Consider the following 22,624-nt stretch of genomic DNA (forward strand, 5'->3'; position numbering starts at 1 on the left):
CCTCAGCCTGGCAGCTCGGCGAGGAAGCGCTCCAGGCGCTCGGCCAGGGCCAGGTAGTCGTCGGGACTGCGGTTGCTGCCCATCTTTCCCGACCTGACCCGCCTGGCGTCGCTGCGCTCGCGCTCGGCGCGGCTGGCGAGGGCCAGACGCAGGGCGCTGGCCCTCGCCGGCGACTCCTCCAGCAGCGGTCGCGCCATGATCCGCGCGGCGTCGGCGTCGCCGTATTGCAGGGCGAGGAGCACCGTATTCGGGTCGGAGATCGCGCCGAGCCGCAACAGGCGTTCGGCCAGGACCGCATCGAGGTGCGCGGCGCCAATCTGCAGGCTGTCCTGGTGCACCGCGACGCCTTGGTCGAGCAGCCATCTGGCGGCCTCCAGGCGCCCGCGGGCGAGGCAGGCCTCCAGCACACCGCCGCGTCCGCGCAAGGTTTCGGCGAAGTCGCAGCCGGCATCGCGCAGGCGTTGCAGCAGGTCGATGTCGCCGTCTTGCGCAGCTTCGGCCAGGGCCAGTTGACGCAGCCTTGGCTCGGCGGCCAGGCTGCCGTCGGCGAGGGCCGGCCGCCAGTCGAGGATGCGCTGGCGCAGCAGGACTTCCAGGCGGCCCTTCAGCGCCTTGCCGGGCTCCCCAGCGGCCTCCAGGGCGTCCAGCGCTTCCAGTAGCTCGTCGGCCACGCCGCAGGCGTTCTCGGCATCGAACGGATCCTGTTCGAAGGACAACAGGCGGAACAGCCCGCCGACATCGTCGGCCAGGCGCGTCACCGAATCCTGGTGCAGGCGTCCGGCCCAGGCCGGCGGCAGGCCGTGGCTCCAGGCGATTACCGCGCCATGCTCGGGGCCGGGTTCGACGCAGACGTAGAGCCGCTCCAGGTACTCGAAGCCACCGAACGGCAGGTAGGCCAGCTTGCCGTTCCAGTCGCGGCCTTCTTCTGCCGCGGCTTCCGCCGCCAGCTCGCGCTCGTGTTCGATCCAGCCCCAGAGGTCGTGGTAGCCGTCGCTGTCCGGATAGAACAGTTCGCTGAAAGAGAACGGGTGGCGGTGGCCGTCGTAGTCGACTTCCAGGTCATAGCCGAGGCGCCCGCCGAAACAGGTGCGCCAGAGGCGTAGCAGGTCTTCTGGAATCGGTCCGGCCAGGCCTTCGGCAAGACGCTGGACGTGTTCGGCGGACACCGGCGGTTGGGCGTCGTACACCACGCAGCCGTCGAACACGGCCAGGCGATGGGCCAGCAGGAGTTGGCGTTCGGCGGGGGAGAGTTCCATTCTCTGTGGTCCTGTCGATTCGGGGCGGCCACTCTAGCACGGCGAGGGTGCGCGTTCCGCAACGCCTTGGCTATCATGCGCGGCTTTCCATCCGCCCTGGCCGGAGTCCGTCGAACCATGCACACCTTGCAGCAACTGCGCAGCGGCGAACTGGCCGGCGCCACGCGCCTGGACCTGTCCTGCGGCCTGCGCGAGTTCCCCCGGGAAATCTTCGAGCTGGCCGACTCCCTGGAGGTGCTCAACCTCAGCGGCAACGCCCTGGACAGCCTGCCGGACGACCTCGGGCGGCTGCATCGTCTCAAGGTGCTGTTCTGTTCCGCCAACGACTTCGCCGAATTGCCGGCGGCGGTGGGCGACTGTCCGGCGCTGAGCATGGTCGGCTTCAAGTCCAACCGCATCGAGCGGGTGCCGGCCGCGGCCCTGCCGCCAGCGCTGCGCTGGCTGATCCTCACCGACAACCGGATTGCCACGCTGCCCGAGGAACTGGGTCGCCGGCCGTTGCAGAAGCTGATGCTGGCCGGCAACCGCCTGGAGGCCTTGCCCGAGAGCATGGCCGCTTGCGAAGGCCTGGAACTGCTGCGGATCGCCGCCAACCGTTTCCAGCGCCTGCCGGCCTGGCTGGCGACGCTGCCGCGCCTGGCCTGGCTGGCCTACGCCGGCAACCCGTTGTGCCGTCTGCCGGCGCTGGCCGACAGCGGCATCGCTGCGCTGGACTGGAGCGAGCTGAGCCTGGACGGTTTGATCGGCGAAGGAGCCTCCGGGGTCATCCATCGCGCCGGCTGGCACCAGCCGGACGGTTCGACGCGCACGGTGGCGCTGAAGCTGTTCAAGGGCGAAGTGACCAGCGATGGCACCCCCGCCAGCGAGATGGCCGCCTGCCTGGCGGCGGGGCGCCATGCGCAATTGATCGAGGTGCTCGGCCAGCTCGCCGGGCATCCGCAAGGGCGCGACGGGCTGGTGCTGGAGCTGCTCGACGACGCCTATCGCAACCTGGCGGGGCCGCCGAGCCTGGAGTCCTGTACCCGCGACGTCTATCCGCCGGGACTGCGCTTCGAGCTGGCCACGGCGCTGCGCCTGGCGGCCTCGCTCGCCGCGTTGATGGCCCATCTGCATGGACGCGGCATCAGCCATGGCGACTTCTATGCGCATAACATCCTCTGGCGCGAGGATGGCGCCTGCCTGCTGGGCGATTTCGGCGCCGCGTCCTTTCTCCCGGACGACGCCGTGCTCGCCGGCGCCCTGCGGCGCCTGGAAGTACGTGCCTTCGCCTGCCTGCTGGAAGAGTTGCTCGAGCGCAGCGAGGCGCCGCCGGGGCAGGCCTCGCTACGTGCGGCGCTGGTCGAGTTGCAGCGACGTTGCGCGCTGCCACGGGTGAGCGAGCGGCCGGACTTCGGCGAGATCCAGGCGATCTTGCGCGACCTTGCCGCTCGCAGCCAGGCGTTTCCTCAAGTTCGATGAATTTGTCCGAAATTGACCGCAGGCTGATAAATATCAACGTAGTTCTAGCGGGCTTGGAGCTAGACTGACAAGTATGTCAGGAACGCGGCCAACGAGGGTAAACATGGATTCCTACGGCGTCACTTTCGCAATCATCGTGCTGGGCATGCTCTTCATCGGCACGGGTTTCACCAAGCGCGACACGCCGTTCGGCCTGTTCCTCATGTGGGTCGGGGTGATCTGCATGCTGGCCATCATCAGCTACCGCATCTATATCGCCACCCATTACTGAAGCGCCACCCGCGCCTGCAATGGCGGGCGCGGAGGTCCGCCGCTCAGTCGCGCGTCTCGCCCATGGCCCGGGCATAGCCGGACGGGGCGAAGCGCAGGGTCACCAGCAACATCGCCACCACGCTCGCCGCGAGCAGCAGCCAGGAGGCCTGGAAGCTGCCGGTGGCGTCGCGCAGCCAGCCGGTCAGGTAGGGCACGATGCCGGTGATGATGAAGCCGATGCCTTGCACGAAGGCCGCCAGGCTTCCCGCCGCACGCGGCTCGTGGAGGTGGTCGAGGGTCAGGGTCAGGCTGAGGGCGAAGCAGGCGCCCAGGCCGTAGCCGATCAACGCCACCCACAGTGCCGCGTGCTGCAGCGGCATCATCAGCAGGCCGCAGAAGCCGCCGAGCTGGACCAGCAGCGCGGCCAGCAGCCAGGGCCGGCGGTCGAGGCGGCGGCGAATCAGCAGCGGCACGCTGAGCGCGGCGAGCACCTGGAAGATGGTCATGATCCCGACCAGCCCGCCGCTGTCCTGGGCGCTCCAGCCGAGCTGGCGGTAGTACACCGGCAACCAGGCCACCATGCTGGTGTAGCCGCCGTTGATCAGCCCGAAATACACCGCCAGCAGCCAGCCACGGCGATTGCCGAAGAAGTGCCGGACCGGCCCCTCGCCAGCGCTCGGCAGCACCTCCCTTGGCCGCGCGAACATCCACAGCAGCAGCGCTAGCAGGGCCGGTACGGCCCAGGCGCCGAGGCCGGCCTGCCAGTTGGAGAAGTGTTCGGCGATCCGCGGGCTGAGCACCGCCGCGGTTCCGCCGCCGGCCATCAGCGAGGCCGAGTAGAGGCCCATCGCCGCCGGGACCCGCCTCGGGAACCAGCGCTTGACCACGCCCGGTACCAGCGCCTGGATGATCGCCACGCCGCTGCCGGCCAGCGCGGCGCTGGCGATCAGCGCCAGCCCGCTATCCAGTTCCAGGCGCCAGAGGCAGGCTGCGGCGATGGCCAGCAGTCCGCAGACGATGCCGCGGTGCTCGGCCAGCCAGCGCCCGAGCCAGGGCAGGAACAGCGCCACCAGGCCCATGCAGAGTACCGGCAACACCGTCAGCAGCGACGCGCCCTGGAAGCCGAGACCGGTGCCGGCGGTGATTTCCTCGAGCAGCGGGCCGATGCCGGTGAGGATCGGTCGCAGGTTGATGCCGAGGCAGAAGATCACCAGCAGGCCGACCCAACTGACCTCCGCCGCGCCGACGCCGCTGGCGGCCTGGCCGCCGGAAGGGATTCGCGCGCTCATGCCTGGCGTTGCCGCCATTGCCGGTACAGACCCTCTTCGCCGGCAGAACGCAGGGCGCGTAGCGGCAGGCTCTGCCGCTGTGGCGGGCGCGCCATCTCGGCGTAGAGCGTGGCAGTGGACAGGCCGAACGGTTCGCCGTCCTCGTTGGAATAGGCGAACCAGGCCGCCTGGATGCCGCAGAGATGCATGGCGGCCAGACACATCGGGCAGGGATGGCCGCTGGCGTAGATCACACAACCGTCCAGACGCGGGCTGCCGAGCGCCTGACTGGCCTGGCGGATCGCCTGCAGTTCGGCGTGGGCACTGGGATCGTGGGTCTCGTGGATCTGGTTGACGCCGCGGGCCAGGACCCGCCCGTCGCGCACCAGCACGGCGCCGAACGGGCGGCCGCCGGCCTCGACGTTGGCGCGGGCGAGGGCGATGGCCTCGCGCATGAAGATTTCATCGGACATGTCTTTCTCCTTCGCTTTCATTGGGCGCCGGCGGCCAGCAGCAGCCGCTCGATCCCGCCCTGGCCGCGCTGGCGGGCGTGGGCCAGCGGGCTGACGCCGTCGGCATCGGCCAGGTTGACGTCGGCGCCGGCGTCGATCAGCAGGCGCACGATCTCCTGGTGGCGCGGACCACCGTCACTCAGCAGGATCGCCTCGAGCAGCCCGGTCCAGCCGAGCTTGTTGACATGGTTGGGATCGACCCCGGCTTGCAGCAGCGTCTTCACCACTTCCACATGGCCGCGTTCGCAGGCCGGGATCAGCGCGGTGCCGCCATAGCGGTTGGTACTCTTCAGGTCGGCGCCGTGGAGCAGGGTCAGGCGCAGGATTTCCAGGCGGCCCTCGGCGCCGGCCAGCAGATACGGGCTGTCGAGCCGGCTGTTCTGCCGGTTGACGTCGGCGCCGGCCTCGATCAACTGGCGCGCCACCGCCAGGTGGTCGTTGGCGGTGGCCAGCAGCAGCGGGGTGCTACCGTCGGCGCTGGGCGCGTCGACCTCGACCTTGCGTTCGAGCAGGCTGGCGACCTGCGCGGTATCGCCGCGACGCGCGGCTTCGAGCAATGCTCCGGCGTCGCTCGCGCCGGCGCCTCCGCTGAATGCTGCGCAGACCAGCATGGCTCCGCTCCTGCATAGATTGGCCAGGGACATGTCGATGGGCTCCGATAGGCGTTGGCGAAAAGTATGGCGTCGATGTCATGTATGCTGAAATTAAATGATGTAATGCCTTTCAGTGGGAGTGTGCATGCTCGATCTGGTCCTGCTCCGTACCTTCGTCAGCGTTGTCGACACCGGCAACTTCACCCGCGCCGGCGAACACCTGCATCTGACCCAGTCCACCGTCAGCCAGCAGGTCATCCGCCTCGAACAGAACCTCGGTTGCCGCCTGCTCGACCGCAGCCAGCGGCAGGTTTTGCCGACCGAGGAAGGCGAGCGTCTGCTTGGCTACGCGCGGCGCCTGCTGCGGCTCTCGGACGAGGCCAGCGAGGCCCTCAGCCCGGCCCATGGCGACGGCGTGCTGCGCCTCGGCGTGCCGGAAGACCTCGCCGGCGAAGTGCTGATGCCGGTGCTGACGCGCTTCACCGAAGAGCGTCCGCGACTGCGCCTGGAGGTCGAGAGCGGTCTCAGCCATCACCTGCTGCGCCTCTATCGCAGCGGCGAGCTGGACCTGCTGCTGGTCAAGCAGTGGGGGGCCGACAGCGACTGCCATGCACGCTGGGCCGAGCCGCTGGGCTGGTTCGGCAGCGCCACGCGGCCGTTCGGCGAGGGTTCGCCGGAGGAGCCGGTGCCGCTGGTGGTGTTCCCGGTCGGCGCGCTGTATCGCCAGGAGATGATCCATGCCCTGGAGAGCATCGGGCGTCGCTGGCGCATCGGCTATTCCAGCGCCAGCCTGGCCAGCCTGGTGGCCGCGGTCGGCGCCGGACTGGGGGTCAGCCTGCTGCCGCTGGGCTGCGTCGGGCCCGAGCATCGCCTGCTTGGCGCGCAGGCCGGCTTCCCGCCCATCGCTGGCCTGGAGCTGGCGCTCTACGCGCGGCCCGAGCTGGACAGCGCCGGGCGCACCCTCCGCGACCGCCTGCGCGACCTCTGCGATGCACGCCTGGAAGGGTTGCAGGGCGAGCGCTGAGCGCTGTCTCCGGGCTATGATCCGGCTCCCTCAGCGAATGGACACGGAAGCCCGCCACATGTCCCGACCCACCCTGCAAGTCGACCTGCTGGTCGAGTCCTTCAACTACAAGGCCTGGTCCGACCGCCGCACCCTCGATGCCATCGCCCGGATCGACGCCGAGGCGTTCCCGGCCTCGCTGGCCTTCGCCTTGCAACAGCTCAATCACATGGCGATCGTCGAGGAACTGTTCAGGGCACGCCTGCTGGGCGAGCCGGCGCCCCACCAACAGACCAACAGCGAGGTGGTGCCTGGCTACGACGTCCTGCGTCGCCGGCTGGAGGATTCGGCCGCCTGGTTCGCCGGCTATGTCGCCGAGCTGCCGCTGGAGCGTCGCGGCGAATGGCTGCGCTTCCGCTTCGCCGATGGCCGCGACGGCGGCATGACGCGCCAGGAGATCCTCTTCCATATCGTCAACCATGGCACCTACCATCGCGGCGCCATCGGTCATGCCCTCGACCTGGCGGGCGCGCCCCGGCCGGCGGATACCTACACCCTGTATATCCACTCCGCGCAGCCGGAGCGGCGGGAATAGCCCGCGGCAATGGCCGCCGAGCCTCTACGCCATCGCCGAGAAACGACGTGGGGCTCGACCGAGCCCCCGCGCTGCGCATAAAAAAGCCCCGCGACCAGGAGCTGCAATCGCGGGGCTGGAGTGGCCGATTTCCATCGGCCGGGGGATAGCCGGTTCAGGCGCTGGGTTGCCAGCCACCGCCGAGGGAGCGGTAGATCGCCACGATGCCGCGGTACAGCTCGACCTCGGCCTGGGCCTGGGCATCTTCGGCGGAGAGTTGCTCGCGTTCGGCGTCCAGCAGCACCAGGAAATCGGTGGTGCCTTCGCGGTAGCGGATCGCCGCCTGTTGCGCGGCGGCGCGGCTGGCTTCCGACTGGCGGACCAGCGAGACCAGGCGCTCCTGGCGCTTGCCATAGTCGCTGAAGGCATTCGCCGATTCTTCCAGGGCCAGCAGCACCTGCTGTTCGTAGCTGGCCAGCGCGGCGTCGGCGTCGGCCTTGGCGCCGCGCAGGCGGGCACGCACGCTGCCGAGGTCGAAGGCGGCCCAACTGATGCTCGGGCCGACGCTCCAGGCGCGGGCGGCGCTTGAGCCGATCTGCGAGCCCCGCCCGGCGGTGAAGCCGAGGAAGCCGCTGAGGCTGACCCGCGGGAACAGGTCGGCGGTGGCCACGCCGACGTCGGCGGTGCTGGCGGCCAGGCGCCGTTCGGCGGCGCGGATGTCCGGCCGGCGGCGCAGCAGTTCGCCGGGATCGCCGATCGGCAGGGCCTTGGTGATCGCCGGCAGGTCGCGCGGCGAAAGGTCCACTGTCAACTCTTCCGGCCGTTGGCCGAGGAGGGTGGCGATACGGTGCCTGGCGCGCTCGGCTTCCGCCTGCAGTTGCGGCACGCTGGCGGCGGTGGCCGCCAGGCGCGCATCGGCGCGCAGTACGTCGAGTTCGGCACCGACCCCGGCGTCGCGCAGTTGCTCGGTGAGCTGGCGCGACTCCTTCTGGTTCTCCAGGTTGCTCAGGGCAATCTTCTCGCGCAGTTGCGCGCCGCGCAGTTGGCCGTAGGCGTCCACCAGCTCGGCGATCAGGCTGACCTGCAGTTGCTGCAGGTCGGCCTCGGCCGCTTCGCTGAGGGCGTCGCTGGACTCCAGCTGACGGCGGATGCGCCCGAACAGGTCAAGCTCCCAGGCGCTATCCAGGCCAAGGTCGTAGCGCTCGCTGTTGACCCGGTCCTCGGTCACTCCCGGTTGCTGGCCCTTGCCGATGTCGGCGCTGGCGCGGCTGGTGACCACCGGGAAGCGATCGTTGGCCACGTCGTCGCGCAGGGCGCGGGCGGCGCGCAGGCGGGCGAAGGCCACGCGCAGGTCGCGGTTGCCGCTCAGCGACTGTTCGACCAACTGGTTCAGGGTCGGATCGTCGAACTGTTTCCACCACAGGCTTTCGAAGCGGCTGCGGTCGTAGGGCTTGCTCGCCGTGGCGTCGATCTTCGCCGCCGCGGTGTCGGGGGTCCGGTAGTCCGGACCCACCGTGCAGGCGCTGAGCGCCAGCAGACTGAACAGACCCAGGGCGGACGCGAGCCCGCTCCGGATCGACTGCGCGTGAATCATGCATGCACCTCTGGCAGGCCTTTGTCGTTGGCGGCGCGGCGCGCTTCGCGGTTCTCCACGAAGCGGCGGATGAGGACGTAGAACACCGGCGTCAGCAGCAGGCCGAAGAAGGTCACCCCGATCATCCCGGAGAACACCGCCACGCCCATCGCATGGCGCATCTCGGCGCCGGCGCCGGTGGAGATCACCAGCGGCACCACGCCCATGATGAAGGCGATGGACGTCATCAGGATCGGCCGCAGGCGCAGGCGGCAGGCTTCCAGCACCGCGGCGACGCGGTCCATGCCTTCCTCCTGCTTGTCCTTGGCGAACTCGACGATCAGGATCGCGTTCTTGCACGCCAGCCCCACCAGAACGATCAGGCCGATCTGGGTAAAGATGTTGTTGTCGCTGCCGGCCAGGATCACCCCGGTGATCGCCGACAGCAGGGTCATCGGCACGATCAGGATCACCGCCAGCGGCAGGCTCCAGCTCTCGTACTGGGCGGCCAGCACGAGGAAGGCCAGCAGCACGCAGAGCGGGAAGACGAACAGCGCGGTATTGCCGGCGAGGATCTGCTGGTAGGTCAGCTCGGTCCACTCGTAGGTCATGCCGTTGGGCAGTTCCTCCTTCAGCAGCTTCTCGATCGCCGCCTGCGCCTGGCCGGAGCTGTAGCCCGCGGCCGGGGCGCCGTTGAGTTCGGCGGTGATGAAGCCGTTGTAGTGCATCACACGGTCCGGACCGGAGGTGTCGCTGACCTTGATGAAGGACGCCAGCGGGACCATCTCGCCGAGGTTGTTGCGCACCTTCAACTGGCCGATCTGCTCGGGTTCGAGGCGGAACTGCTGCTCGGCCTGGACGTTGACCTGATAGGTACGGCCGAAGCGGTTGAAGTCGTTCGCGTACAGCGAGCCGAGGCAGACCTGCAGGGTGTCGAAGATGTCGCTGATCGCCACGCCGTGGGTCTTGGCCTTCTCGCGGTCGATGTCGGCGTCGATCTGCGGCACGTTGACCTGGTAGCTGGAGAACACCGAGCTGGGTTCCAGCTCAGGCAGCGCACGGGCCTTGGTGATGATGTTCTGGGTCTGCTTGAACAGCTCCTCGTAGCCCTGGTTGCCACGGTCCTCGATCTGCAGGCGGAAGCCGCCGATGGTCCCCAGCCCCTGTACCGGCGGCGGCGGGAAGATCGCGATGTAGGCGTCCTGGATGTCGGCGTACTTGGCGTTCAGCGCGGCGGCGATGGCCCCGGCCGACTGGCTCGGGTCCTTGCGCTCGTCGAACGGCTTCAGCGGGGTGAACACGATGCCGCTGTTCGGGCTGTTGGTGAAGCCGTTGATCGACAGGCCGGGGAAGGCCACCGAGTCTGCCACGCCGGGCTGCGCCAGGGCGATCTCGGACATCTGCTTGATCACCGCCTCGGTACGGTCCAGGCTGGCCGCGTCGGGCAACTGGGCGAAGGCCACCAGGTACTGCTTGTCCTGCTGCGGGACGAAACCGGTCGGCGTGCTGGAGAAGCCGAAGTAGGTCAGCACCATCAGTCCGCCGTAGACCAGCAGGGCGATCGAACTGCCGCGCAGGACCCGGTTCACCGTGCCGACGTAGCCATGGCTGGCGCGGTCGAAGAAACGGTTGAACGGACGGAACAGCCAACTGCCGAGGAGCTTGTCGAGGAACACCGAGAAGCGGTCCTTCGGCTCGTGGTGGCCCTTGAGCAGGACCGCCGCCAGCGCTGGCGACAGGGTCAGCGAGTTGAACGCCGAGATCACCGTGGAGATCGCGATGGTCAGGGCGAACTGGCGGTAGAACTGCCCGGTGAGGCCGGAGATGAACGCGGTCGGGATGAACACCGCGCAGAGCACCAGCGCCGTGGCGATGATCGGCCCGGTCACCTCGCGCATGGCACGCTTGGTGGCTTCCACCGGCTTGAGGCCGAGGCCGATGTTGCGCTCGACGTTCTCCACCACCACGATGGCGTCGTCCACCACGATGCCGATGGCCAGCACCAGGCCGAACAGCGACAGCGCGTTGAGCGAGAAGCCGAGCATGTGCATCACCGCGAAGGTGCCGATCAGCGACACCGGCACCGCGGCCAGCGGGATGATCGAGGCGCGCCAGGTCTGCAGGAACAGGATCACCACCAGCACCACCAGCACCAGGGCTTCGAACAGGGTGTGCACCACCGCCTCGATGGAGCCGCGGACGAAGATGGTCGGGTCGTAGACGATGGAGTAGTCCATGCCCTGCGGGAAGCTGTGCTTCAGCTCGGCCATCTTCTCCCGCACCAGGTTGGAGATCTCGATGGCGTTCGAGCCGGGACGCTGGAAGATCGGGATCGCCACCGCCGGCTTGTTGTTCAGCAGCGAACGCAGGGCGTACTGGTTGGAGCCCAGCTCGACCCGGGCGATGTCGCGCAGACGGGTGATCTCGCCGTTGGCGCCGGCGCGGATGATGATGTTCTCGAACTCTTCCTCGGTGACCAGGCGACCCTGGGTGTTGATCGACAACTGGAAGCTGGTGTCGCTCGGCGCCGGCGGCGCGCCCAGGGTGCCGGCGGCGACCTGGCGGTTCTGCTCGCGGATGGCGTTGACCACGTCGGTGGCGGTGAGGTTGCGCGAGGCGACCTTGTTCGGGTCCAGCCAGACGCGCAGCGAATAGTCGCCGAGGCCGAACAGCTGGACGTCGCCGACGCCGTCGAGACGGGCCAGTTCGTCCTTCACGTTGAGCACCGCGTAGTTCGACAGGTAGAGCATGTCGTAGCGGTTATCCGGCGAGGTCAGGTGCACGACCATGGTCAGGTCGGGCGAGGCCTTGTCGACGGTGATGCCGAGCCGGGTCACTTCTTCCGGGAGCTTCGGCTCGGTCCGGGTGACGCGGTTCTGCACCTGCACCTGGGCGTTGTCCAGGTCGGTGCCGAGGGCGAAGGTGATGGTCAGGGTCAGCTTGCCGTCGGAGGTCGACTGGGAGGACATGTAGAGCATGTTCTCCACCCCGGTGATCGCCTGTTCCAGGGGAGAGGCGACGGTCTCGCCGATGACTTTCGGGTTGGCGCCGGGGAAGTTGGCGCGGACCACGACGGTCGGCGGCACCACTTCCGGGTATTCGCTGATGGGTAGCTGGAACAGGGAGATGGCACCGCCGATCAGGATCAGCAGCGACAGCACCGCGGCGAAGATCGGCCGCTGGATGAAGAATTGGGAGAAATTCATCGGTTCTTCCTATCGCCGCGCTCAGCCGCGCGGCTCGTTGCGAGTGGCGTTGTCCTTGGACGCCGCCACCTTCGGTGGTTCGCTGTCGCCGACCGACTGCCGCAGGCGCGCGAGGGTGGCCAGGGTGTCGGCGCTGGCCATCTCGACCTTCTGCGGATCCACCTGCATGCCCGGGCGGACCCGCTGCAGGCCATTCACGACGATCCGGTCGCCCTTGCTCAGGCCGCTGCGGACGATGCGCAGGCCCTCCAGCTTCGGTCCCATCTCGACGGTGCGGTAGACGGTCTTGTTGTCGCCATCCAGGACCAGCACGAACTTCTTGCCCAGGTCGGTGCCGACCGCTTCGTCCTTGATCAGGGTGGCGGCGTAGGTCTTGCTGCCGACCAGCTTCAGGCGCACGTAGAGGCCCGGGGTGAACTCGCCCTTGGCGTTGTCGAACACGGCGCGGCCGCGGATGGTGCCGGTACGCGGGTTGACCTGGTTGTCGAGGAAGTCCAGCCGGCCCAGGTGCGGGTTGCCGTCCTCGCTGCTCAGGCCGAGGTACACCGGGCTCTCGCTGCGCGTGTCGCGACCGGCCTGGCGGGCCAGCTCGACGTACTTGAGGAACACGCGTTCGTCGGCGTCGAAGTAGGCGTAGACCTTGTCGGTGCTGACCAGGGTGGTGAGCAGGGTTTCCCCGGAGTTGACCAGGTTGCCGGCGGTGACCTCGGCGCGGCTGACGCGACCGTCGATCGGCGCGGTGATCCGGGTGAAGCTCAGGTTCAGGCGCGCCGCGTCCAGTTGCGCCTGGGTCGCGGCGACCGCCGCCTTGGCTTCCTGGGCGGCGGTGGTGCGGGCGTCGGCGAGTTCCGCGGAGATCGCGTTGCTGGCGCGCAGGCGTTCGCCGCGCTGGGCTTCGTTGACGCTCCGCGCCTGGGCCGCGCGGGCCTGTTGCAGCTGGGCTTCGAGGCGCTTGACCTCAGCCTCGAACGGGCGCGGGTCGATCTGGAACAGCAGGTCGCCTTTCTTCACCAGTGCGCCTTCATGGAAGGCCACGCGGTCGATGTAGCCCGACACCCGCGGGCGCAGCTCCACCGACTCCGGGGCCTCCAGGCGGCCGGTGAATTCGTCCCACTCGTTCAGCGGTTGTTCGATGACTTCGGCGACGCTGACCTTGGGCGCCGCCATGCCTTGGGTGGTTTCCGGGGCCTTGCCGCAGGCGCTCAGGACCAGTACGGCCGCGAGTGCGAGGGGGTAGCGCCAGGAGAAGTGGGATGACTGTTCCATGCTTGACTCCGCCAGTCGGTTTTTCGGGATTGGCGAAGTCTGCGGGCTGCTCCGGCAGGGAACTAATCGAACGACGAGATTTTGATTATCACGAACAGTGATACATGGTTTTTCGTTTTCTGTAACAGTCGATGGTTATGGACAGTGCTTTCGATGGAATAAGCCGCACACCCGCGGCGCGCGATCGATTTTCCCGTTGCGACGCCTCGTGCGGGTAGCTGCCGGAGGGCTCAGAGACTGTCCGGATCGCCGATGAACATGCTGATCCGCGAGCGCAGCCAGCGTTCCGCCGGATCGTTGTCCTGGGCGCCGCGCCAAGCCATCGACAGTTCGAAGGCGCGGGTCTCGAACGGTGGGTCCTCGGCGCGTAGGCCGCCGGCGGCGATCAGCGCCTGGGCGGCGTAGTCGGGCACGGTGGCGATGATGTCGGTGCCGGCCAGGAGGGTGCCGAGGCCGTTGAACTGCGGCACCGCCAGGACCACCTTGCGCTTGCGGCCGAATTTTTCCAGCTCCTCGTCGACGAAGCCGCTGAGGTCGCCGGCGAAGGACACCAGCGCGTGCGGTCGCGCGCAATAGTCGTCGAGGGTCAGCTGGCCGGGCGCGGAGTCGGCGCGGAGGATCTTCGGCTTGCTGCGGCGCACGGTCTTGCGCTTGGCGTTGGCCGGCAGTTCGTCGGTGTAGCTGACGCCCACCGAGATCTCCCCCGAGGCCAGCAGGTTCGGCATCAATAGATAGTTGGCGCGGCGCACGACGAGGACGATCCCCGGCGCCTCTGCGCGCAGGCGGCGGAGCAGGGGCGGCAGCAGGCCGAACTCGACGTCGTCGGAAAGGCCGATGCGGAACACCGCGGTGCTGGTCGCCGGATCGAACTCGCTGGCGCGACTCATGGCGGTGGAGATGGAATCCAGCGCCGGCGACAGGTGGGCGAAGATTTCCTGGGCTCGCGCGGTGGGTTCCATGCTGCGTCCGGTACGGACGAACAGCGGGTCGTCGAACAGCGTGCGCAGGCGCGACAGCGCGGCGCTGATGGCCGGCTGGCCGAGGAACAGTTTCTCTGCGGCGCGGGTCACGCTGCGTTCGTGCATCAGAGTCTCGAACACGATCAGCAGGTTCAGATCGACGCGGCGCAGGTCGTTTCGGTTCATGGCGTTCCTCGTTTCCAGGGGCTAGAGGCTGCAACCGCGGGGGCTCGCCGTCAAGCCTTGCGTGCGAGACGGGGCGGGGCCTGGCGAGGTGCCGGAGGGGCATAGGATCACTGACAGGCATAGCCATTATCAATAACGACGGGTGGTTTTGTCAGGCATGGGCGGATACAGTCACAACCCATGAGGTTATTCACCCCGTGATGCACTGCAGAGGTTTGCGATGTCCCGAGTGATCCGTTTTCATCAGTTTGGCCCGCCAGAGGTCCTCAAATGCGAAGAGCTGCCGACCCCGGCGCCGGCCGCAGGGGAAGTCCTGGTGCGTGTCCAGGCGATCGGCGTGAGCTGGAAGGATGTGCTCTGGCGTCAGAACCTGGCCCCGGAGCAGGCTGCGCTGCCGTCCGGTCTCGGCTTCGAACTGGCCGGCGAGGTGCTGGCGGTCGGCGCCGGCGTCGGCGACCTGCCGCTGGGTTCCCGCGTGGCCAGTTTCCCCGCCCATACCCCCGATCATTATCCGGCCTATGGCGACGTGGTGCTGATGCCGCGCGCGGCCCTGGCGGTCTACCCCGAGGTACTCACCCCGGTGGAGGCCAGCGTCTACTACACCGGCCTGCTGGTGGCCTATTTCGGCCTGGTCGACCTGGCCGGGTTGAAGGCCGGGCAGACCGTGCTGATCACCGAGGCGGCGCGCATGTACGGGCCGGTCTCGATCCAGTTGGCCAAGGCTCTCGGCGCGCGGGTGATCGCTTCCACCAAGTCCGCCGAGGAGCGCGAGTTCCTCCGCGAGCAGGGCGCCGACAAGGTGGTGGTGACCGACGAGCAGGACCTGGTCCTGGAAGTCGAGCGCTTCACCGAGGGCAAGGGCGTCAATGTCATCCTCGACGAATTGGGCGGCCCGCAGATGACCCTGCTCGGCGATGTCTCCGCCACCCGCGGCAAGCTGGTGCTGTATGGCTGCAACGGCGGCAACGAGTCGGCGTTCCCGGCCTGCGCCGCGTTCAAGAAGCACCTGCAGTTCTACCGCCACTGCCTGATGGATTTCACCGGTCATCCAGAGATGGGCCTGGAACGCAACGACGAGTCGGTGAGCAAGGCCCTCGCGCACATCGAGCAACTGACCCGCGATCGCCTGCTCAAGCCGGTGGTCGACCGGGTATTCGAGTTCGACCAGGTGGTCGAGGCGCACCGCTACATGGAAACCTGTCCGAAGCGCGGCCGGGTGGTGATCCACGTCGCCGATTGAGGACGATCCGCAGCGAAAGAGCCCGGCCATCGAGCCGGGCTTTTTCGTGGGGGACAGAGGTCTCTGGGTTCTGGTCGCCAGCGCGTTAGGAGAGCAAAGGGACAGTTCGACTCTTCTTGAAAATATCTGTAATCCGGCTTCAGATCATTTGAAGCCCCAAGCGACCGAGGCTCGCCGCCAGTCGCAGGCGCGAGGTCTGCCAGTTGCCGAGGGCGCGGATGTGCTGGTCCTCGGCGCTGGCGTAGGCGGTCAGGGCGTTGAGCAGCTCGATCATGCTGCCGACCCCTGAGCGGTAGCGGCCCTGCACCACCTCCAGGCTTTGCCGCGACTGTTCGACCAGTTCGCGGGTGCGCGCCAGGCTGCGGGTCTCGACGCTGAGCGACTGGTAGTTGTTCCACACCTCCAGCGAAACCTGCTGCTCGGTGTCGGCCAGCTCCGCTTCGCTGGCTTCGCGGCGGGCCAGGGCGTTGCGGACCTGGTAGGTGCGTTCGAAGCCTTCGAACAACGGGATGTTCAGTTGCAGGCCGATGCTGCGGTCGCGTTCGCGGGTATCGCCGTTGAACGCCATCGCCTGGTCGCTATGGCTGCGTGCCAGGTTGGCGCTCAGCGCCAGGCTCGGCCGGCCGGCGGCGCGGCTTTCCTCCACCGAGGCGGCGGCGGCTTTCAGCCGCGCCTGGGCGGCGAGCAGCGCCGGATGCTCGCGGCGGGCTTCGGCGAGCATCTCGTCGATGGCCTTGACGAAGCCGGTGTCGGGTTGCGCCTCCAGCTCGCCGGAGAGGCGCAGCGGGGTATCCGGCGCCAGGCCCATGCGCAGGGCGATGACGCCGAGGGCGTTGCTCAGGGCGCCTTCGTCGCGGACCTGGGCGAGGCTCGCCTGGGACAGCGCGGTCTGCGCCTGCAGGCGATCGGAAAGGGCGGCGGCGCCGGCCCGGTACTTGGCGTCGGCGGCTTCCAGGTTCTGCGCCGCCAGCTCCGCGACCTGACGCGAGGCGGCCAGGCTGCGCTGGGCGGCGAGGGCGTCGTAGTAGGCCTGGGCGGCGAGGGCGAAGGTGTTCTGCAGGGTCGCGTCCTGGCTGGCGTTGGCCGCCAGCAGCAACTGCTGGGCGTTGCGCAGGGCGGCGCTGCGGCGGCCGAAGTCGAACAGCACCCAGCTCAATTGGAGGCTGGCGCCACGCCGGTGGCGATGGCCGTCGCCGGAGAGGTAGGGGGCATCGCGATAATCCATGTCGCTGTAGCCGCGACTGGCGTCGAGACGGCCGTCCAGGCGCGGCAGGTAGGCGGACTTGCCGATCCCGACCTGGGCCGCCTGGGCCTTGGCATTGGCCCAGGCGAGGCGGGTCTGTGGGGCGTGGCAGAGGATCCGCTCGATGGCTTCCTCCAGGCTCAGCTCGGTCGGTGGCGGCCCGCCGCGGCAGGGCAAACCGCTGCCGCCGAGGTCGTAGACCGCCTGGCCGGCGACCTGGCCGGCGGTGCCGAACACGTCCGGCTCGTAGGCGGCGGCGCCGGGAACCAGGCCGAGCAGGCCGCACAACAGGCCGGCGAGGGCACGCATCAGGCCTGCTCCCGCGCCGCGGCGGCCTGGCGTTCGGCCAGGCGCGCGGTGCTTTCGTCGAGGCTTACCTTGCCCTGGCCGAGGACTATCACGCGGTCCGCCGAGGCGATGGTCTCGGGCCGATGGGCGACCATGATGCGGGTGATGCGCAGCGCTCGAATGGCGGCGTTGACCCGCTGTTCGCAGTGTACGTCGAGGTGGCTGGTGGCTTCGTCGAGGAACAGGATGCGCGGCTTCTTGTACAGCGCTCGGGCCAGCATCACCCGCTGCTTCTGGCCGCCGGAGAGCACCGTGCCCATGTCGCCGACCAGGGTGTTGTAGCCCATCGGCATGGCCTGGATGTCATCGTGGATGGCAGCCATCTGCGCGCACTGCAGCAGCCAGGGCATGTCCGGTTGCGGGTCGAAGAAACTGATGTTGTCGCTGAGCGAACCGGCGAACAGCACGTCGTCCTGCAGCACCGTGCCGACCAGTTCGCGCAGGCCGTCCAGGCCCAGTTGCGCAAGGTCCAGGCCGGCCATGCGGATCTGTCCCTCCACTGGCGGGAGGATGCCCAGCAGGACGTTGAACAGGGTGCTCTTGCCGCAGCCCGAGGGGCCGACGATGGCCACCGACTCGCCGCCGGCGATGCGCAGGTCGAGGCCGTCGAGGACCCAGGGCTCCTGTTCCGCGTAGCGGTAGCGCAGGCCCTGGATCTCGATGCTCGCCTCGCGCTCGCGGAGGTTCTCCGGGAGGATGTCGCCGTGGCTGACCTCCGGGGCCTGGAGCACGATGTCGGCCAGGCGCTCGCCCTGCAACTGGAGCATGCGCAGCTCGAAGAACTTGTCGATCAGGCTGCCGACGCGGCTGTCGAACTGCGACTTGTAGGCGTTGAAGGCCATCAGGATGCCGACGCTGAACTGGCCGTCCATCACCATGGTCGCGCCGAGCCAGATCACCAGCAGGTTCTCCACGCCGAACAGCAGGCCGTTGAGCTGCTGGTAGAACAGTTGCAGCTTCTGCGTACGCAGGCCGGCGTTGATCTGTTCCACCAGCAGGCCGAGCCATACCGAGCGGCGCTCGTCCTGGCGCTGGAACAGCTTCAGCGGGCGGATGCCGCGCACCGTCTCGAGGAAGTGGCTCTGCTGGCGCGCGGCGTGGACGATCTGCTCCTCGGTGGCGTTGCGCAACGGCCGGTACCAGATCCAGCGACCGAGGGCGTAGAGGCTCATGGCGGCGATGGCGATGGCCGCCAGCGGCGGACTGTAGAGCAGCATCATGCCGAGGGTGGCGACGGTCATCAGGCCGTCCAGCACCGCCGAGAGGAAGGCCGCGGTGAGGGTCTGCTGGATGCTGTTCACCGCGCCGAAGCGCGACACCACGTCGCCCAGGTGGCGCTTCTCGAAATACTGCGCGGGCAGCCGCAGCAGGTGGCTGAAGACGTTGGCCTGCCACTGCACGCCGAGCAGGGTGCTCATGTGCATCATCACCCAGGCGCGCACCCCGCTGACCGCCTGCTGCATCAGCAGCAACAGGCCGAAGCCGATGGCCAGGGTGCTGAGCAGGTCACGGTCTTCGCTGACGATGACGTTGTCGATGGTCCATTGCAGGAAGAACGGACTGATCAGCGAGAACACTTCCAGCGCGCCGGCGAGCAGCAGCACCTGGGCCAGCGAGCGGTACAGCCCGGTGACCTTGCCGAGCATGCCCAGCAGCTTGATCCGCGGCGGCGCCTCCTGTTTCTCGAAGCCGCTCTCCGGCCAGAGTTCCAGGGCTACCCCGGTGAAGCTCCGCGAGACTTCCTCCAGGCCCAGCCGGCGCTGGCCGTGGGCGGGGTCGTGGAGCACCGCGCCGCGCCCGTCGACCGCCTTGAGCACGACGAAGTGGTTGAAGTTCCAGTGCAGCACGCAGGGCAGCTTGAGCTTGCCGAGGTCGCCGAGGTCGAGCTTCACCGCGCGGGTGCCCAGGCCGAGGCGGTGGGCGGTCTGGATCAGTTGCTTGAGGGAGATGCCCTTGAGCGATACGGAGAAGCGCCGGCGCAGTTCCATCAGGCCGGTATGGTGGCCGTGGTAGCCGGCGATCATCGCCAGGCAGGCCAGGCCGCATTCGGTGGCTTCGGTCTGCAGCACCAGCGGCAGGCGGCGGCCCAGGCGCAGGGCGAGAGCGTCGAGAAAGGCCATGGGTCGTTCCTAGAGTTTGCCGGTCAGGCTGTAGAGCGGTTCCAGCACCCATTCGTAGAGGCGCCGGGTGTCCTGGAGGATGTCGGCGTCCAGCAGCATGCCGCTCTGCAGCGGACGCGGCTGGCCGTAGGCGGTCACCGCCTGGTCGTCGAGGGTTACCCGCAGCCGGTACAGCTGCTCGCCATCCTGGCCGAGCCCCGGGACGCCGCCGACCATGCTGGAAAGCTCGGCGTAGGAGACGCTGGCGCGGGAGATCGACTGCACCTTGCCGTGGTACTGGCCGAACTTCTGGTACGGATAGGCCTGGTAGCGGATCAGCACCGCATCGCCCGGCCGGATGAAACCGATGGACTTGCTCGGCGCGTAGAGTTCGGCCTGCAACGGGGTGTCGGCGGGAACGATGCTCAGCAGCGGACGCGAGCTGTCGACGGTCTGCCCGGCTTCGGCGAGCACGGCGGTGGCGATGCCGCTCTCCGGCGCGGTGACCAGCAAGGTGCGCTTGGCTTCGCTTTCGGCCAGGTCCTGCTCCACCGCGCTGAGCTGGCGGCGGGTTTCCGCGAGCTGGTTGGCCTGGCGCGCGGAAAGCCCGGCGAGTTCGTTGCGGCGCTCGGTCAACTGCTGCCGCAGCGACGTGCGTTCGCGCTCCAGGCCTTGCAGGGTCTGGCGCTGGCCGAGCAGCTCGGCCTGGCGCTGCTGCAACTGGTCCATGGAGATGTAGCCCTTGTCCATCAGCCCCTGGTAGCGCGCGGCGGCGTCGCTGGCCAGCGCCAGCAGGCGTTGCTGGCTGTCGGTCTGGGCGGCGAGGGTGGTGAGTTCGCGCTGCAGGCTGGCGACCTTGCTGGTCAGGCTGTCGCGCTCGTCGTCTTGCAGGCGGCGAAGCTTTTCCAGTTCGTCGCGCAGGGAGTCGCGGCGTTGTTCCAGGCGCCTGCTGATACCGGCCTGCACCGGGCCGGCATCGCTGCCGTAGCGTTCGCTGGAAAGCACCATCAGGCGCTCGCCGCGTCGTACCGCCTGGCCTTCCTGGACGAACTTGCGCAGCACGATGCCGGCCTGCGGCGCGTGCACCTTGACCTGGCCGCTGGCGGGCACCAATTGGCCGCTGACGGTGCTGCGCTTGGTGTAGCTGCCGAACAGGAAGAAGCCCACCACCAGCAGCGCCATCGCCGCGGCCAGCAGGGTGAGAAAAGTGAAGGAGACCGGGCGCGTTAGCGTTACTTTTCCTAAAGCTTGGTACATCTTTCTATTAAGGGCTTCCGCGCGGAAAAATCATTTTGAGGTGTCATTGATTAATTTTTTAGGTGGATTCCTGTAACTAACTTGAGTTTGACTGCTCTGCGTAGCTTTGTTGTTTTTGATAAGTGTGGCAGGTTCTTTCTTGATGGAGCGATCTTTATAAGGTGATGCTAAGTATGTCCTCTTTGCAGAGGGCGGTGATGAGTTTCTTAATGTCAGTTGATTCATGCTGGGGGAAATTATGAATGAGATCTTCAAGGCTTGTGCCGGGGGATGCTGCGATGTGGTTAATTATTGGCATGCTGTGAGGGTCTATGTTTAGCTTTGTTCCATTGCATATTAAATAGTTTTGCTCTATGCCGAATTTGTTGTTTGTGCATAGGCATAGTTGTGAATGAAGGGGAATGGTTTCAGTGTCTGCTCGGCAAAATGCCTCTACGGCCAGTGGGGAGTCTATTCTGGTTCCTATCAAGTGATTTTTCATGAAGTTCAAATAGTGTTCATGATTGTTGATTAGTCTATGTATGTGGTTTGCAATATTTGCTAGGTTTTCCTGGTCTGAGGCCCATTTGCTCAAAGATTTTCTGGCTCCAAGGAAGTTTTCCATGTGGGATAAAGTCCATTGCAGATAGTCAATTCCTAATGCCGGGAAAGTGCCAAGTGCCAAATGGAAACTCGGTTGTCCAATTGGTAGTGGGTTATGCCCCCAGCCCTTTGGTAGATAGAATACATCCCCTGGCTCCAAGGTGATATCCATGTAAGGGTTGATAGGGCACGGGTAAATATGCTCAAGATCTTTGCTTTGCTGAGTGTAAAGAGGGAGTTCAAAGGATGGTTCGTATACTACCCAGCGTTTTCTCCCTATTAGTTGGATTGCAAAAACGTCTCTTGTGTCCCAATGGCAACGAAAGGAGCTTTTCTTGCCAAATGCTAAATAGGCACTGCTGACAATCTTTCTTTCAGTGAATAATCCTATTTGTTGTGTGATTTCCGTTATTTTTGGATCGCTCTTTATCTTGTTGATGATTAGCGTGGCACCACGACTTAGGTAATCATATAAAGCTGGCTTTATGATTCGTTGGCGAATGGTTCCAATGTCTAAATATTTTTCGACATATTTTTCTTTGGGGAGGATTCTGTCTAGGGATAACTTGAAGTCGGGTGATGAGGGATCGCTTCGTTCAATTAGTCGATTTACATCGTTCCATGAAAAATTTATTGGCAGGACAGCACCTTTCATATGTAATGGTTGATTTTCTTGGTACTGGCTAAGAAATTCGCTCTGAGATATGCTTGCTTTGAAGTTCATGGAGGCTGTCATATGTGTTTCTGAGTAGGCTATATTTTAATTTCAAAATAATGGTGCTTTTTTCCGGAAGCACCATTGGAGGAGGTTGGCTCTATTGGGTTTGAAATATTTTCTTAGTGATAATCACACCCCTCTCCATCATAGTTGGTACCTGCCTTGTCGCCTCTGCTCCATGCGCTAGCTGCCGCCGAACCTGCATACGAACCAGCAGCTGCTCCTGCAACGGTACCAAAAGCACCGCCGGCAACTCTGCCACTGATAAGGCCGACAACTGCTCCAACGGGTCCTCCTAGAACACCGCCGACAGTTGCACCTGCCCAAGCTCCGGCCGCACTTCCGCCAAATTTTCCGAGTCCTGCACCTATAGCTCCACCAGCTCCTGTTGCTGCGGCATCAAGACTGTTTCCTCCTGACACAATATCCATTTCAATGATGCTTAGTTCGCGCACCTGATAACTCCTTTGAGATTTTTTCAAAAGTTATTAGTAAAGCGATAATGCAAGAGCTAAGTAGTATTAGGCCGGTTGTAGATGATGACAGTTTTGCTCCTGGTGATATATCGCTATTGCCAATCAGATAGAGGCCGAATAAACCTGTGGAGATCATGATTAGAAGCCCGCTAAGTGTTTGAATGCGTTTTCGTGGCTCTAGTTGGTTAGATTTTTCTTTGTTTAGCTCTTTAAGCGCTTTTGTTGTTGAAATAAGATGAATGATTCCTGTGTAAAATATTATGGCGCAGATTGATAATGTTGCGTCAATGGTTGCTAGCCATTTTTTCTCCATTCCTAGTTGGTCATTGAAGATTGAGAAGAGTATGGCGATTCCCGCTCCGTAGCCGGAAATTATGAGTGTAGGACTTCTCCTGATTTTATCTATCTTGAGTTTGCTAAAATTGTGTTCTGACAATTTTATATTCCCTGCTGGTTGGGGTGGTGTGGCGTTAGTTTTTTAGCACGATATCGTTCTTGATGTGTGTAAGAGAATTCTGTGAAAACTAATGGATTTTTCTTGCGTGAGAGGCTTTG

The 22,624-nt window shown here is 65.7% G+C and carries 18 protein-coding genes; 5 read left to right on the forward strand and 13 right to left on the reverse strand.

What is annotated here, in order from left to right:
* Positions 1-2: 2 nt before the first annotated feature.
* Positions 3-1,256 carry an ankyrin repeat domain-containing protein gene (locus ACI766_RS12980; protein ID WP_003116870.1) on the reverse strand — a complete coding sequence of 418 codons (1,254 nt, stop codon included), beginning with the start codon at positions 1,254-1,256 and terminating at the stop codon, positions 3-5.
* A 117-nt stretch (positions 1,257-1,373) separates the two neighbouring features.
* Here ACI766_RS12980 and ACI766_RS12985 point away from each other — a divergent pair, with 117 nt between their 5' ends.
* Positions 1,374-2,714 (forward strand): leucine-rich repeat-containing protein kinase family protein, encoded by a 1,341-nt coding sequence (locus ACI766_RS12985; RefSeq protein WP_003162904.1) that lies wholly within the window; start codon positions 1,374-1,376, stop codon positions 2,712-2,714.
* Positions 2,715-2,817: 103 nt separating this feature from the next.
* Positions 2,818-2,985 (forward strand): hypothetical protein, encoded by a 168-nt coding sequence (locus tag ACI766_RS12990; RefSeq protein WP_003089849.1) that lies wholly within the window; start codon positions 2,818-2,820, stop codon positions 2,983-2,985.
* A gap of 43 nt (positions 2,986-3,028) precedes the next feature.
* Here the strand turns inward: ACI766_RS12990 and ACI766_RS12995 are convergent, their stop codons facing one another.
* Genes ACI766_RS12995 through ACI766_RS13005 form a run of 3 tightly spaced genes read right to left on the reverse strand, consistent with a single transcriptional unit; the run spans position 3,029 to position 5,357 of the window.
* Entirely contained in the window at positions 3,029-4,255 is a 1,227-nt protein-coding gene (locus ACI766_RS12995; RefSeq protein WP_034010406.1) for a CynX/NimT family MFS transporter, read from the reverse strand.
* Positions 4,252-4,707, reverse strand: a complete 456-nt coding sequence (locus ACI766_RS13000) for a nucleoside deaminase (RefSeq protein WP_034010404.1) — start codon at positions 4,705-4,707, stop codon at positions 4,252-4,254. Before ACI766_RS13000 ends, ACI766_RS12995 begins: the two co-directional genes overlap by 4 nt.
* Positions 4,708-4,724: 17 nt before the next feature.
* Positions 4,725-5,357 carry an ankyrin repeat domain-containing protein gene (locus ACI766_RS13005; protein WP_003109549.1) on the reverse strand — a complete coding sequence of 211 codons (633 nt, stop codon included), beginning with the start codon at positions 5,355-5,357 and terminating at the stop codon, positions 4,725-4,727.
* A 127-nt stretch (positions 5,358-5,484) separates the two neighbouring features.
* Here ACI766_RS13005 and ACI766_RS13010 point away from each other — a divergent pair, with 127 nt between their 5' ends.
* Together ACI766_RS13010 and ACI766_RS13015 are read left to right on the forward strand one after the other, a co-directional pair.
* A complete protein-coding gene (locus ACI766_RS13010) occupies positions 5,485-6,363 on the forward strand; it encodes a LysR substrate-binding domain-containing protein (protein ID WP_003122653.1) in 879 nt (292 codons plus the stop codon).
* Between the two features lie 58 nt (positions 6,364-6,421).
* Positions 6,422-6,937 (forward strand): DinB family protein, encoded by a 516-nt coding sequence (locus ACI766_RS13015; protein ID WP_003089838.1) that lies wholly within the window; start codon positions 6,422-6,424, stop codon positions 6,935-6,937.
* Between the two features lie 154 nt (positions 6,938-7,091).
* Here the strand turns inward: ACI766_RS13015 and oprN are convergent, their stop codons facing one another.
* The 4 genes from oprN to mexT form a co-directional block, all read right to left on the reverse strand.
* A complete protein-coding gene (gene oprN / locus ACI766_RS13020; protein WP_003113303.1) occupies positions 7,092-8,510 on the reverse strand; it encodes a multidrug efflux RND transporter outer membrane subunit OprN in 1,419 nt (472 codons plus the stop codon).
* The gene (gene mexF, locus ACI766_RS13025) at positions 8,507-11,695 is read right to left on the reverse strand and encodes a multidrug efflux RND transporter permease subunit MexF (protein ID WP_412828507.1); all 3,189 of its coding nucleotides are present in this window, start codon (positions 11,693-11,695) and stop codon (positions 8,507-8,509) included. Before mexF ends, oprN begins: the two co-directional genes overlap by 4 nt.
* A gap of 21 nt (positions 11,696-11,716) precedes the next feature.
* Positions 11,717-12,961: a multidrug efflux RND transporter periplasmic adaptor subunit MexE gene (gene mexE / locus ACI766_RS13030; protein WP_003103549.1), complete on the reverse strand. Its 1,245-nt coding sequence runs from the start codon at positions 12,959-12,961 to the stop codon at positions 11,717-11,719.
* 230 nt (positions 12,962-13,191) lie between these two features.
* Positions 13,192-14,106: a multidrug efflux system transcriptional regulator MexT gene (mexT, locus tag ACI766_RS13035; RefSeq protein WP_003089829.1), complete on the reverse strand. Its 915-nt coding sequence runs from the start codon at positions 14,104-14,106 to the stop codon at positions 13,192-13,194.
* Positions 14,107-14,326: 220 nt separating this feature from the next.
* Between mexT and mexS the strand changes: the two genes are divergently transcribed.
* Complete coding sequence (gene mexS / locus ACI766_RS13040) at positions 14,327-15,346, forward strand: oxidoreductase MexS (protein WP_003103552.1); 1,020 nt, start codon at positions 14,327-14,329, stop codon at positions 15,344-15,346.
* Between the two features lie 139 nt (positions 15,347-15,485).
* Here mexS and ACI766_RS13045 read toward each other — a convergent pair whose 3' ends face one another.
* The 5 genes from ACI766_RS13045 to ACI766_RS13065 all read right to left on the reverse strand — a co-directional run bounded on the left by ACI766_RS13045 (position 15,486) and on the right by ACI766_RS13065 (position 22,505).
* Positions 15,486-16,898 carry a TolC family protein gene (locus ACI766_RS13045; RefSeq protein ID WP_115282364.1) on the reverse strand — a complete coding sequence of 471 codons (1,413 nt, stop codon included), beginning with the start codon at positions 16,896-16,898 and terminating at the stop codon, positions 15,486-15,488.
* Positions 16,898-19,057 carry a peptidase domain-containing ABC transporter gene (locus tag ACI766_RS13050; protein WP_003105688.1) on the reverse strand — a complete coding sequence of 720 codons (2,160 nt, stop codon included), beginning with the start codon at positions 19,055-19,057 and terminating at the stop codon, positions 16,898-16,900. Before ACI766_RS13050 ends, ACI766_RS13045 begins: the two co-directional genes overlap by 1 nt.
* Positions 19,058-19,066: 9 nt before the next feature.
* Positions 19,067-20,293, reverse strand: coding sequence for an HlyD family secretion protein (locus ACI766_RS13055; protein ID WP_023094006.1), 1,227 nt, complete (start codon positions 20,291-20,293; stop codon positions 19,067-19,069).
* A gap of 154 nt (positions 20,294-20,447) precedes the next feature.
* Complete coding sequence (locus ACI766_RS13060) at positions 20,448-21,599, reverse strand: JmjC domain-containing protein (RefSeq protein ID WP_079392681.1); 1,152 nt, start codon at positions 21,597-21,599, stop codon at positions 20,448-20,450.
* 426 nt (positions 21,600-22,025) lie between these two features.
* The gene (locus tag ACI766_RS13065) at positions 22,026-22,505 is read right to left on the reverse strand and encodes a hypothetical protein (RefSeq protein WP_124082652.1); all 480 of its coding nucleotides are present in this window, start codon (positions 22,503-22,505) and stop codon (positions 22,026-22,028) included.
* Between the last annotated feature and the right edge of the window lie 119 nt (positions 22,506-22,624).

The organism is Pseudomonas sp. DL (assembly GCF_047199225.1).
GTDB classification, from domain to species: domain Bacteria; phylum Pseudomonadota; class Gammaproteobacteria; order Pseudomonadales; family Pseudomonadaceae; genus Pseudomonas; species Pseudomonas aeruginosa.

What these genes read in the sequence shown, in the direction of transcription:
- ACI766_RS12980 (WP_003116870.1), bottom strand. Translation starts at nt 1,256, where the DNA reads ATGGAACTCTCCCCCGCCGAACGCCAACTCCTGCTGGCCCATCGCCTG.
- ACI766_RS12985 (WP_003162904.1), top strand. Translation starts at nt 1,374, where the DNA reads ATGCACACCTTGCAGCAACTGCGCAGCGGCGAACTGGCCGGCGCCACG.
- ACI766_RS12990 (WP_003089849.1), top strand. Translation starts at nt 2,818, where the DNA reads ATGGATTCCTACGGCGTCACTTTCGCAATCATCGTGCTGGGCATGCTC.
- ACI766_RS12995 (WP_034010406.1), bottom strand. Translation starts at nt 4,255, where the DNA reads ATGAGCGCGCGAATCCCTTCCGGCGGCCAGGCCGCCAGCGGCGTCGGC.
- ACI766_RS13000 (WP_034010404.1), bottom strand. Translation starts at nt 4,707, where the DNA reads ATGTCCGATGAAATCTTCATGCGCGAGGCCATCGCCCTCGCCCGCGCC.
- ACI766_RS13005 (WP_003109549.1), bottom strand. Translation starts at nt 5,357, where the DNA reads ATGCTGGTCTGCGCAGCATTCAGCGGAGGCGCCGGCGCGAGCGACGCC.
- ACI766_RS13010 (WP_003122653.1), top strand. Translation starts at nt 5,485, where the DNA reads ATGCTCGATCTGGTCCTGCTCCGTACCTTCGTCAGCGTTGTCGACACC.
- ACI766_RS13015 (WP_003089838.1), top strand. Translation starts at nt 6,422, where the DNA reads ATGTCCCGACCCACCCTGCAAGTCGACCTGCTGGTCGAGTCCTTCAAC.
- oprN (WP_003113303.1), bottom strand. Translation starts at nt 8,510, where the DNA reads ATGATTCACGCGCAGTCGATCCGGAGCGGGCTCGCGTCCGCCCTGGGT.
- mexF (WP_412828507.1), bottom strand. Translation starts at nt 11,695, where the DNA reads ATGAATTTCTCCCAATTCTTCATCCAGCGGCCGATCTTCGCCGCGGTG.
- mexE (WP_003103549.1), bottom strand. Translation starts at nt 12,961, where the DNA reads ATGGAACAGTCATCCCACTTCTCCTGGCGCTACCCCCTCGCACTCGCG.
- mexT (WP_003089829.1), bottom strand. Translation starts at nt 14,106, where the DNA reads ATGAACCGAAACGACCTGCGCCGCGTCGATCTGAACCTGCTGATCGTG.
- mexS (WP_003103552.1), top strand. Translation starts at nt 14,327, where the DNA reads ATGTCCCGAGTGATCCGTTTTCATCAGTTTGGCCCGCCAGAGGTCCTC.
- ACI766_RS13045 (WP_115282364.1), bottom strand. Translation starts at nt 16,898, where the DNA reads ATGCGTGCCCTCGCCGGCCTGTTGTGCGGCCTGCTCGGCCTGGTTCCC.
- ACI766_RS13050 (WP_003105688.1), bottom strand. Translation starts at nt 19,057, where the DNA reads ATGGCCTTTCTCGACGCTCTCGCCCTGCGCCTGGGCCGCCGCCTGCCG.
- ACI766_RS13055 (WP_023094006.1), bottom strand. Translation starts at nt 20,293, where the DNA reads ATGTACCAAGCTTTAGGAAAAGTAACGCTAACGCGCCCGGTCTCCTTC.
- ACI766_RS13060 (WP_079392681.1), bottom strand. Translation starts at nt 21,599, where the DNA reads ATGAACTTCAAAGCAAGCATATCTCAGAGCGAATTTCTTAGCCAGTAC.